Origin of the sequence: Rhizosphaericola mali, from assembly GCF_004337365.2 — a bacterium.
In the GTDB taxonomy this organism is placed as follows: domain Bacteria; phylum Bacteroidota; class Bacteroidia; order Chitinophagales; family Chitinophagaceae; genus Rhizosphaericola; species Rhizosphaericola mali.
The window spans coordinates 1,172,046-1,184,756 of the sequence record NZ_CP044016.1 but is presented as its reverse complement, the minus strand read 5'-3'; the positions used below and the strand labels follow the sequence as shown (position 1 = coordinate 1,184,756).

Annotated in this window: 7 protein-coding genes; 2 read left to right on the top strand and 5 right to left on the bottom strand. The window is 33.5% G+C overall.

The genetic code is table 11. From position 1 onward, the window contains the following. The first annotated feature begins 212 nt into the window (after positions 1-212). Positions 213-797, top strand: a complete 585-nt coding sequence (locus tag E0W69_RS05135; protein ID WP_131328960.1) for an RNA polymerase sigma factor — start codon at positions 213-215, stop codon at positions 795-797. A gap of 1 nt (position 798) precedes the next feature. Next, entirely contained in the window at positions 799-2,106 is a 1,308-nt protein-coding gene (locus tag E0W69_RS05130; protein WP_131328959.1) for a FecR family protein, read from the top strand. Positions 2,107-2,184: 78 nt separating this feature from the next. Here E0W69_RS05130 and E0W69_RS05125 read toward each other — a convergent pair whose 3' ends face one another. The 5 genes from E0W69_RS05125 to E0W69_RS05105 all read right to left on the bottom strand — a co-directional run bounded on the left by E0W69_RS05125 (position 2,185) and on the right by E0W69_RS05105 (position 11,701). Then, on the bottom strand, positions 2,185-2,679 hold the full coding sequence (locus E0W69_RS05125) for a hypothetical protein (protein ID WP_131328958.1): 495 nt from the start codon (positions 2,677-2,679) through the stop codon (positions 2,185-2,187). 342 nt (positions 2,680-3,021) lie between these two features. After that, positions 3,022-3,735 (bottom strand): hypothetical protein, encoded by a 714-nt coding sequence (locus E0W69_RS05120; RefSeq protein ID WP_131328957.1) that lies wholly within the window; start codon positions 3,733-3,735, stop codon positions 3,022-3,024. Between the two features lie 11 nt (positions 3,736-3,746). Beyond that, positions 3,747-10,028 (bottom strand): FG-GAP-like repeat-containing protein, encoded by a 6,282-nt coding sequence (locus E0W69_RS05115; protein ID WP_131328956.1) that lies wholly within the window; start codon positions 10,026-10,028, stop codon positions 3,747-3,749. A gap of 94 nt (positions 10,029-10,122) precedes the next feature. Further along, entirely contained in the window at positions 10,123-10,530 is a 408-nt protein-coding gene (locus tag E0W69_RS05110; protein ID WP_191967971.1) for a T9SS type A sorting domain-containing protein, read from the bottom strand. Positions 10,531-10,588: 58 nt separating this feature from the next. After that, the gene (locus tag E0W69_RS05105; RefSeq protein WP_131328954.1) at positions 10,589-11,701 is read right to left on the bottom strand and encodes a hypothetical protein; all 1,113 of its coding nucleotides are present in this window, start codon (positions 11,699-11,701) and stop codon (positions 10,589-10,591) included. Positions 11,702-12,711 lie beyond the last annotated feature (1,010 nt).

Here is a 12,711-nt window from a genome sequence, read left to right as displayed (position 1 = left end):
TAAGGATCGTTTACCTGTTCATTTTTTGTAACTTTAAATTCAGTTTCCATTCCAGATTAATTACCTACTTACACATATATATTGCAGAAAAAGGCCCTTCGTACCAGTCAAAATCTAATTTTTTTTAAATTTTTATTTTGACTATATGTAACTGCCTTTATTACACAGTGTTTTCAAAACACTATTTTTTGACCAAACAAGCGTAGGAGAAAATGGAGGAGGATGAAAAATATAGAGTGAGACGACTGTTTCGACAATTATCGAAAGGAGATGAAAATGCATTGAGGTCTATTTATCATAGCCTTAAGCCAATCATTGACCAATATCTACTCCGATTTGATAATTTGGATAGTTATTTGTCTAATGCGATCAAATCTGAATTACTGGAAAAATTATGGGACAAACGCGGGCATTTCGCTCATGAAGATACACCGATTGCCTTGATGTTGGGGATGGTACATAAGATTGCTTTATACCGACTCAGACAAAAACATGACCATACCGTTTCTATTCTAAATGCCTACCATAAAATAAGTGATTTAGGTGCGGACGATATTTTGTTAAGCAAAGAATATCAAGAGCATTTGGAAAAAGCTATCGCGCAACTACCTCCAGGAGAAAAGAAAATATTTAAACTTAAATATGAACAGGGGTATTCCAATGACGAGATTGCATCGATGCTTCATTTATCCAAACAAACCATAAAAAACGAAGCGTCAAGAGCTACGATGAAAATAAAACAGTTATTGGGACTAATATCACTGATCACCATTATTGAAATTGTAAATTCCTTGTAATATGCCTTGGATTGAAAAAAGAAAAGAAATACTTTTTGACAAGCTCCTAAAAAGAACCATCACGGCATCCGAGTTGCGTGAATTGGATTTGTTAGGACATCTAAAAGATGACGATACCATTTTGGAACACTTAGATAAATGGCAAAATCAAAGTCTTAGTGAAAATGACGGCTTGCCGAAGACCTCAGATATAGACATTGAAAGCCTTGTAGGACAAATACGACAAAAAAAGACCTATCGAAAAAAAATACGTGTTCTTTTGTCTTGTGCCTGCATGGGATTGTTTGTTATTTTATTGGTTTTATTTTCTAATTATAATTTTAATGAGCAACAAGAGCCCGAAGTATTTATTGGGAAAAACTGTTCTATTCTTGCCCCCGATCGTGACCTGGACCAAAAATATTTTGCCTGTGATATAGAAATGAAAAATTTATTTCAAAAAAGGTTAGACAACAAATTTCTCGGAGGCGTCTTTCGTTTCAACAATCTTGAATTCTCTCAGCAACCGACAGGCATATTAAAACTGTCGATTCGCGCCAATGTTCATTTTAATTTTCCCCAAAATAGTTTTGTTACAATCAGTACCCCTCCAAAAAGGCAGGTGATCATCTCCCTTCCGAGTGGTCTGTACATTAGATTAGATGGGGGATCTAAATTACATTATCTAATTAATCCTAAAGATAGCGCTGTTATTTATTGCAGACTGGAGGGACAAGCATATGTGAAGTTCCCGGAAAATAATGGAGGTAAAATGCTCGCATTGGAAAACTATAATAGCCAAATATTAACCTATGGCGGAGAATTTATGGTACGATCTGAGTATGGTTATTCAAAAGCCGTTCGTTTAAATGGAGAGGTATCCCTCGCTACATTGCAAGAGCCTAAAGGCAAACCTTTGACCCAGCGTAAAAATATGATGGAAGTTTATCATATAAATGAAGCAAAAAATAAAATAAGAGATTCTTTTACCTATAGTTCCTTAGAAACAACCACCGCCCTTAACTGGACAAAGACTGTGCGTCATTATAACAACGTATCCATCAGAACCTTTCTGTTAGAAATGGAAAGGTGGTACGGCTTCACTATAGAAAGTGTAAGTTGTCTACCCAAAGATCGTAAAATCTCCGCCGCCATCTGCCAAGATGCTACACTTGAGGACGTCTTTGCCGCGGTATCTAAAAAAGGAATAACCATTTATCAGAACAATGGCATGTACACATTTTGTCCTCCAGCGGGAAGGCTAAAAAAACAAATCAATAATGTAACTTATATAAGACCAATTTTACAGATAAAGATGAATGATTTATAAATAAGAGCACATATTCAAAGTAATATTACATTTGGCCGAATTTATCACATGGTACTTTTTAAAGAAGTACCAGCAAATCTATTCTTCTGATCTAGCTATCTTATGAAAGACTCTGAATTTCTTTTTATCTTCCTTATAGGAGCTTATAAATGTTCTTCGCTCAAGTATTTTTAGCAAGGTTTCATTCAAACTATTAATATCAAGTGTAGCTCTTTTTGACTCATCACCTATTTGAGCATAATCGCCTCCCAAAATTTCTAAAAATTCATTTAGTTCATCATCTGAAAATTTAGATTCGTTCTTAGCAAACACCGCTAATCTATTATTATGATCTGTATTGCTATAATCCACTAATCGAACAGAATCAATATCAGAAATTCCAAAATCATGGAAAAAACTATCAATGTTCTTTGCTGTAATATAATTCCAGGGATGGGTTATAAGTTGAAGTCTCATAGGGAATATCATATATCTGCCCAGCCTTTTATATATTAGATGTAGCCACATATCTCCTTCAATATTGACATTGTTCTTCAAATAAACTTTACCTCCTTTGAAGATTGGCCCAGACATTGTTGAGCTACGGTAATTCGTCCAATCGGAAAACCCATTGGGGCAATTGGGGATAATGTAATTGAAAGTAAACTTTCTGGTTGTCAGACAATCTAAGACATTTTTGATTCCTCTTAAAGTAATTCCAGACGATTTATGAATCGCATAATATTTAAAATTTACCCTTCAAGTGGGAAAAAATTATTATATATTGCTCAAAAAGTTATAAAGGAGGGAATTTATAAATGGACAACAGATAGTTATCATATTTATCTAGATACCATCCATCTGCCGTACATGGAAAGATATTGTTTAAAAAGTTCAGTATATAGCCAAAATTGGAGAAAAATGGTAGACTTGAATTTAAGTGTTCTCTCTATTGATAATGTAAAAAAGTATGTCTGTAATAGTATTAAAATGCATGTCTATTTTTTCATTATATCTTTTAGTAATAAATTCTTCCATTTTCTTTTTAAGATTTTGTTTATTAAAGACACTTTTAATAAGAATAGTGGAATCCCCATCAAAATTAATCCTTACTATAGAGGACGACAAATACCCTACCCCATAAGCTGAATTGTCATATATTTTTATATTTCCTTTAGAAATTAGCAGCCTCCAAAAAGAATTAGTAGCTGAATCTTTCACAAAACAGGTTGAATCGCCGAGGCTGTCTGGTAATGGAATAGCCATTATAACAGAATCCACCTCTTTTGGCTGTTTAATTACCAAATATTGCCTAATATTATCAGGGGTAATATCTTTCCAATCTTTAAATACAATCTGAACTTTTGGATGGCTAGATCCTCGTCCAAGCCTATAGTAATTGGGTTGAATCCAAATTAATCCATTTAACTTTATCATTTTTTTCAAATAGATTGTACCTTTCGCTACTGGAAATTGGATATATTCTGGTATAAAATGTTTTGCAAATTTTCTTTCTTTTCCAACCTTGTCTCTTTCACTAATACTATATGGCAAGTCATCGGGCCATTTTTGGATTATCTTCTCGTATTTACAACCTATAAAAAGATAGATTAAAAACATATATTTATATTGATCTAATCTCATGTTCATAAAATTCATGTTTATTGCATCGGATCAAACATGTCCATCAACCATCCAGAAGAAGTTCCAGAGAACATTCCATTAATTGAGGCATTTATATTTCCAAAGCCGTTTAGAAAAGGAAGTTTAGCCATTATGTTTCCAATTGAATAACTAGTAGCTGAACTAAAATAATTTGATAATAAATTAATTATGGAATTATTGTGAATAAAAGTATTGGGATTATCTTCATCCCCAAGCAAACCGCCTATACCATTGTGGGCAAAATTTGAAACAGTTGATTGCTCTAATGAATTTGTTATTGAATTAAATGAAAATGCACTATTCCAGCTTTCTCCAGTTTCAAACATCTCAGTGGTGGATGCCAACAATCCGCCTATAGTATTTGATGCCAATGACTTTAAAAGTCCAGGTGCACCAAAAATTGTATTTGAAATATTTGCTGACAAAAACTTAGACATTCCATTCGACCCAAAAGCTCCTGTTATTGCGCCTGTTGTTGTAGCTACAAACTGATCATTCCAATTAAATTTAAAACCATCTGCAACAAAAGAGGAGGCAGAACCAACCAATACCCCTGTTGCCGCCCCTGAAGCTATACTTGCTCCTGCAGTTACTGTTCCCGCAGCAGTAGTGCCAAAAACAGAAGTTAACGTTGGTATTTCTGCACCTAAAATAGTTGAGCCGCCACCGAATGACATTACATCCACAGCTATTGCACCAGCAATGAGATCGCTTGTTAATGCCCCTTTCCACCAATCATGATTCCATCCCGATACATTCCAGTGACCTCCAGATTCCAAAGAGGCTCCAACATATCCGACAATTCCTGTTCCTATCATCGCACCTAAATCTTCAGCCCCTGTTAATATAGTTTTTCCAGCTTTTCCTAAAAAACTCCAGAAACTGTATCCGGTGGGGTCTATCATAATAAGTGGATTGTCTAAAGCATATGAGTAACCATTGTATGACTGGGTATATTCAGGGTAAGTGATCTCGATGTCTGGGCTCATCATTCTGCCTTGTACAGGATCATACATTCGTCCGTTCATATTGACTAATCCAAGTTCATCTAAGTGTTCGTGTCCATTGTAACCTCTATACAACCAGACGGGATTAGTGGATGGAATATTCGCGTATGAGCCATCTGCAGGATTACGCTTTCTTCCCCAAGCATCGAAATTTTGGGAAGCAATCACATTACCAGAACCATCAGTTACGGTTAAAAGACTACCTAGATAATCCTTGTAAGTATAATAAATGGCCGAGCCCACGAGAGTGGCGAATATTCCATTGCCATTGGATACATAGATGATATCATTGGTAACTCCTCCTTTGATCTGCTTTTCATATTCTCCCAAATAATATTTAGTTTCTAATATGCTACCGTTTTGAGTTAAAACACTTTTTATTCTTTGAAAATCTGATCCATAAGTATACGTTTCTAAATAACCATTATCAGAGACCGTGGCGGTCTTCTGAAATGCAGTATATGTGATTGTTTGTTCTGTGGTAGGGATTACTGCTGGAGGAGCCGTAGCTCCGGAAGGATTGGTAATATAAGCCACTGCATTGACTTTGTCTGTTTGGTAGGTATAATTTCCAGCATCTGTTTTAGATGCAATATTTCCCAAAGTGGAACCACTTTGACCATCATATGTAAGAGTCTGCTGTTGAATATTGTTTAATTTAACCCCTGTAAGTCTGTCGAGGTTATCATAAGTAAAAGTCTCATCTAAATTAGCAATAGCATCTTTACGTTCAGTCAGATTACCTGTCTGAACATCAAATGTAAAGTTTAAATTTTGTATACCATTTGTTACATATTGTGTTGGTGTACCCGTGGCAAGATTGTATGTTTCTGCAGAACTTTTTCCATTCCCTAAAGAATATGCTGTATATTTCCCTAGGCTATTCATAGCCGTTGCCGTAAAAAGGATAGTCGCACCACTTCCTGCACCTTTACTAATCTGAGTAACAATACCGTTATTATCAAATGTTCTCGATATTGTCGTTCCTGTGGGATAAGTGACCTGTACTGTATTTCCATACATATCATATGAATATGAGGTTGTATAAGATGCTCCATCAACTGTAACCTTTTCAGAACTCAAACGTCTATTAATATCATAGGTATATTCTTTGGCGTCACCACCAAAACCATTTATACTAACTATATTATCATTCGCAAATCCAGTGGTGGGATCCGACCAATATGTATAAGAACTAGTTCCCTCATTTCCTACTCGTGTAGATAAGCGACCAAAATCATCATAGGTTAATGTTGTAGTATGACCTAATGGATCTTTTTGGGTCAAAATTTCTCCAAAACCGTCATAAGTGTAAGTATAATTACCCGCATTTCTCTCATTACTACTTGTTCGATTTCCGTAAGGATCATATGAAAATGAGGAGGAGATAGAGCCATTAACATTTGTTTGCAAAAGTTTACCTTGACTGTTGTATGTATAATTTATGGTACCACCATTATCTGTGGCGGATACCACTTTTCCTGTGGCATCTGTAGTTTGAGAGGATGCTTGCCCAGACCCTTTGGTTCTTGTAACTTGATAATTTCCATTATTAGAAGAGTAACCAAATGCGAAAGATTTACTCCCATTATTAATATTTGTTGGTCGGCTGTAAGCATCATATATATAGGATGTTGTTACTGCCGTCTCATTGCTATAATGAGCTGCGACAGTTGCTGAAGTTCGACCATAACTATCGTAAGTTGTCGCAGATATCAATGATGCATTATTAAATCCGGTTATTTGTTGCTGAACATCTCTTCCTAATATATCATAAAAGCTTTTCACGTTGCTTCCTCCTCCCGGTCTTGTAACATTCAATGAGTAGCGTCCTGTGGACGATTCCCATCCAAGCGTTCTAGAAATGGTATAGCCATCGGGAACAACGATTGTTACAAGGTTGGCAAATCCATCATACGTATATTTGGTGATTCGTCCATCAGAAGAAGTGTATTGTGCTACTTTCCCAAATGTCGGATCATATGAAAATTGTTCTGTTTTATTTACACCATTTCCAGCTATAATACGTGTTGTTAAAAAGCATCCAGTATTATCATAAGAATATTTTGTTGTTCTGGTCGACGCTCCAGTTCCAGATATATCCGTTTGAATAATATTGCCAAATCCATCATAAGTAGTGCTTGTTGTGACTGTATTGGATGAACTTGGAAAATCAACTCTTGATATAGTATTACCTAAGGCATCATAACCAAATGTAGATGTTTTATTAAATACACTTTGACCAATTCGATTATTGGTAATAGTAACAATATCTGGTTTTGCTGGCACTGGAGTATTATGAATACCAAAACCAAAAGATTTGTCCAATATTTCAACAGGTGAAATTGTTCCTAATGAGATACTTCCTGTAACAAGAGTGTTATGTGTTATATTTCCATAATTATCATAGCTATTATCTGTTTCAGACGCTGCACCAGTCAGACCATTATAAGAAATATTTTTAAGTATTTTATAATTATAACGTTTATCTCCAAAATTATTTGTTACTAATTGTAATGTATCTGTAATCTTCGTATCATACAAAGTATCATTGTTTAATACTGAAGATACATGAATTGGATGAAGAATTAATAAATCGTTATTAATTGAATTCATAGTTATTTGTTGAATACCAGATGTTTGATCAGTTGCTGTTACAGATCGAAAACCTAAAAATCCCCTAGACTGTGATATAATAGCATCTTGGTATTGATATACTGTCGTATTTAAATTATTACTTCCTGTAAGTCCATTTGATTGTGTTGTGTAACTAACCAAGTAATTATTCATTGTAGGGACTAAATACGGATTTCCTGATATGCCCAAAAGTGGATTGTTGGGACTAAATGATGTTGTTCTTCCATATAAAAAAGGTAAACTTTTACTATAAACAAGACCCGCAAAAGTTTCCGATTGAGAACTGGCTAAAGCGTAATTGTAATTAAATTGTTTTCCGATACCGTCGATAGCGCTTATTAGATTTCTCTCATCTCTTAATGGACGTGGAAAAATAAATCTTTCAACACTTGTACTAGTATTTAATGCGAGAATATCAGGCTTTCCATCTCCATTAAAATCTCCAATAATATCTGATAAATTTGTAGAACCATTAACACTCCCAGAAGTTGGATATGTTTCTCTAACAAAATATTGACCATTACTGAAATATGCATTGTTTTGAGACGAACTACTTGATAAATCCATCGCTTGCCAAACGTCATCTCTACCGTCCCCATTTATATCTCCTACTACGATATGATGCGCGCTACCTGCACCATCTTGAGGTAAATATGGGCGATTTGTCCAAATGAAAGGTGTTGCAATAAAAGAAGCCCCGGTGCTCGTATAAATATTCCATGTTGAGGAGGGATCAGAATAACCAGCTCGAGATAATATATCCATCTTTCCATCTCCATTAAAATCACCAGGAAAGATAGTATTACCAACAAAATAATTAGAACTACTTGATGGAGTCACTGAAGGGGCCGTAATTGAAGTAGTAGTATATAGAATTTTTGCAGCATAACTATAGCCAGAAGTAGCAGAGATCGGATAAATGGAAAGTATATAGCTTTGAGTGGGCGTAACAACGAATAATTCTTGTTTTCCATCTCCATCAAAATCAATTGGGATTAGCTCAGACGCACTCGCTATAGAATTAGCATAAAAGGGATCTGTAGTTGTACCACTAACTCCAAAAGTTGCAATCTCAGCATTGATTACTCCACTTCTAGGATTGCTAAAAAAACCTTTAAACTCATTACTCGAATTTACCCCCAAAATTAGAATATAATCCTGGTAACCATCTCCATCAAAATCCCCAGCTATAAAATTATGGCCAAATCTGGTTCCATTTCTATAAGTATATTTAAAACTACCATATCCTCCTGAACTCGGAACGGAAGAAATTATTGTTGAATCATGTGTTAATTGTGAATACACAGATAAGGTTCTTGAAAAATTAATTTTAATACCATTGTAAACTAAATCACTGCCTGACGCTGTGTTATTAATCATTACAATATCTTGCTTACCATCCCCGTCATAATCATTTGAGAGATAATTTGTATAACCATTATTAGATGCATTAATTTGTGGAATGATATTAGTCGGTAAGTTAGAGGAACCTATGATTCCCATAGCGGGAGTGGACCCGTAAGAGGTAAAATTATTAAATACATCATATGATAAATCATGTCTAATGCCATTATTATCATAACTGTAGTTAACATTCATTAAATCCTGAAAACCATCCCCATCATAATCCCCAGCATAAACGTTGTTAGGATGAAACGCAGTTGTGTAATTTGCAGAGACCATCACATTTGAATCTGTAGTATCAGATCCATAAGTAAAAATTAAAGGATTTATTGCAATTCCACCACTTCCAGTTTCAGTAACAGAAGTTAAGAAATACTGTTCACGAAGTTCTCTATACGAAAAGCCATATGTTTTGACTACTTGATTACTTGCATTTTTAATGGCTATTTGACTTAAATTATATGGATTTTTTATTGACGCTCCACCATAATATTGAATATTTGTTTGCCATCCTTCTTTAGAGGAGTATGTGAATAATATTTTACTATAATGAGATGTACCTTTAGTAATATTACCTCCATAATCAATTTCTGTTAATTGATAATTTCTATTAGCTTGATCAATGGAATAGGAATAACTAATATAATTTCCATTAATATCTGTTACTTTATCTAAAAGCCAGATCATTGTAGAAGTGCCCGCATCAGTCAAGAATCTAAAGCCATTACCATTACCATATTCGAATACAGTTCCATCTTTTTGTGTAACTGTAAAATACGTTGGTCCCATAGTTTCAGAACCTCCTGTGCTTTGTATCTTAGCGAATTGCTCATTTTCTAAACCATAAGTTGAACCATCGGCACCGTTTGAACCTGATGTAACAAACATATGTTGTCCGTCAAGAACAAAAGCGTCATTTGTATTTGTATAGCTGATGGGAGAACTAAGTCCATTGTAATAATTAGTCTTACCGCTCCTAGTAATTGACGAAAGACAAGAGATACTCCAACCCCAGCCAGCCAATCCATCTCCTCGATGATTATTATAGTCTATAGTTATATTTGGAGTGAACGTGCCGTTTCCTTTCAGCAATTTTAGAGGTATCGTATATTGGCTTTCTGCCATAGGTCCAACAGACCCTTGAGAAGAACTACTTCCTACAGGTTTACTTAAGTCAATAGTTTGTGCGTATGCAGTATTACTACAAATTAGAATTATGGATAATGTCATTATCCAATTATTTCGGCAAAAGTTACAAAATGGCAATGTATAAGATTTAAGGTGGGATATGAATATTTTGTATTTGAACCTGTTATAATGTGAATTATTTAGCTTTAATCACTTTTAAATGAATTGGGTTATCTTTATCCTGAATATTTACAAGATACATACCACTTGTAACATTAGATAAATCCATACTTATGTATGTTCCACTTTTGTAGGTATGTATAATTGTTTTTCCTAACATGTCAGTTACCGTAATTTCTGCATTATCTAAAGCTTTAGTAAAAGATATACTGAATTGCCCCGTAGTGGGATTCGGGTATAGTTTCGTGTTAGACGGTAAAATTGTATTAAATGTTAAATTTTGTTGTTTAGTATCCATCATGGACGAATTATTACAGACATATTGTCTTCCAATTCTATTGCCTGAAAGATCGTAACTGTATATTATTCCACAAGTATTACTGGGAAGGTTTTGGGCTCTGGCTCCAGTTGTAATACAGAGCATTGCTATTGAAAAAGAGATAAAGTTAAATTTCATTCTTTATAAATTTAGTTGTGAACTTTTAAAAGCTAAGCAACCCTGTGGCAATGTCTATTTTAGTTGCAATTGGATGAGATGTACTAGGTAACAATTTCCCATTCATACTCGAAATAGAAATAGATCTTTTTCTTTCATAGGGATTGGCGTCTTGAGGCCAGCCTCTGCCAATTGTAGCTCTCCAATAAATTGCCTGATTTTTACGTACTTTAAAATCCACATATCGAGAAAGAACAATACCATTACTTGTTTTCTCAATAGGAATTAATTGAGTTGCATGATTAAACATATAAATCTCATTTCCCCCTAAGCTAAGTCCCCATGCGCTATTAACTTTGGAGATCGAACTGTCTCCTTTCATCACATAAAGAGCAACATTTCCATTTGTAGATGTTGTATCTGGAGATAACCAAAAGCTATTTGTAATAGATGGTGCATTTGATAAAAATTCCTGGAAATTCATAAAAATCCCCTTCGATATTTGAGATGAAATGTCATCTAAGATAGTTGAATGTATTATGGAAATACTATCAATAGCAGATATTGAAAACGTCCCATCATTAACCTGTATATTCTTAGATAAATTCGGTATATTTTGTACAAACGGAGTTTTTATAGTATTGGCTTTCTGACATAAATAATCTATAGAATTAACTATAGCTTGCAAACAAGCTACAGAGTCTGTTCCCTCTGCTAAAAATACTGTATCGATTGACATTCCTAAACGATAATTCATTTCTATTTTATAGTATAGATCAGATTTCAGATGTAGGAATATATTTGATGATGAAGAATCGGAGGATATTGACAATTTATTCAACGTACATACAATATTGGGATTCTTAATATCATAACTATAATTTGAAATTTGTTTGAATAATAAATCAATAAATTCTTTTTTTGTTCCTTCAGGAGAAAGTTGATAAATTCCATTTCCATTTTGAGCACTTAGATAGCCAAATACAGTGGAGTCTCTATCATAGTATTTTATCAAAATAGAATTATTTGATAATTTTTCAAGCTCATTTTTCTTTTGATAAATGCCTTTAGTAGGAAAGTGTAATATTTTTTTGTAATCGCTATTCGTTTGAGCATTACTTATAGTGCAAATAAGTATTAGTAGCCATAATAATTTCATAACAAGTTTCTTAAAAGTAGAGTCTAAAGTAGTAAATGCCTTGACCAAATTACACTATATTTTAAATAAAAAAAAACACTTTTTATTTATTTTTTTTAAATAAAAAATATTCTAATCTAAAGTAAAATAAGCTACATATTACAATTAAACCTTTTCTTTTTTTTTAAGTCTAAAGCCGATTTTAAATATGTGAGTATATCAGGTTTTTTATATAAAATGCGATTCCTTTTCTTTTTTAGTACACACTATAAAATATCAAACGCAAAAAGGAATTTATCAATAAACATAAAGACTCATTTTATAAATTCTAGACAGAGAGTATTACTGCATTAGTTCATAAAAAAATATCAAAATGAAGAAATGGAAACTATTTTGCATCTTCTAGTTTCTTAAATTTTTCTATCGTAATTATTTTACAAGTATTAATAATGAATTTAAGTAAGTTTGAATTTAAAATTATAACATCAAAATGAATAAACAGACCAAGCTGATTGTTTTCATGTTCTGTATCATTAAACTCGCGCCCTGAAACGGTTATCGCTTTTTGCTACAATGATGCGGGAGATGAGTTTTTTAATCCCTTTTTTGACCAAGTCATTCCTGTAAGAAATATTTACAGCGATTACGCAAGTAGCGAAGGCTGGGTGGTACAAACCATTTACATTTGTAAAAAACCGAAGCAAAATTTTAATCAGATGAAAGAGTTATTTAAGAATAGAATATTCGAATAACATTTTAACTAACTAAATATTAATCAATAATATTTGCGCAACAATTAGGCGTTCCATCCGATAATCACTAACAATTGATCTACTATTTTTTTTAATTTATAATCACTCTTGCTTATCTATAGTTTTCTAATACATCTATCATTACTGGAAAAAATAATTATACTTACATTACAATATCAACTTTTGAAAAATTGGCGGATAAGAGGTTAGTTGAATCGGGTTTTCTATCTTAAGTAGTTATAATAGATTTCAATCAACAATATTTTAAAAACTGTAAGT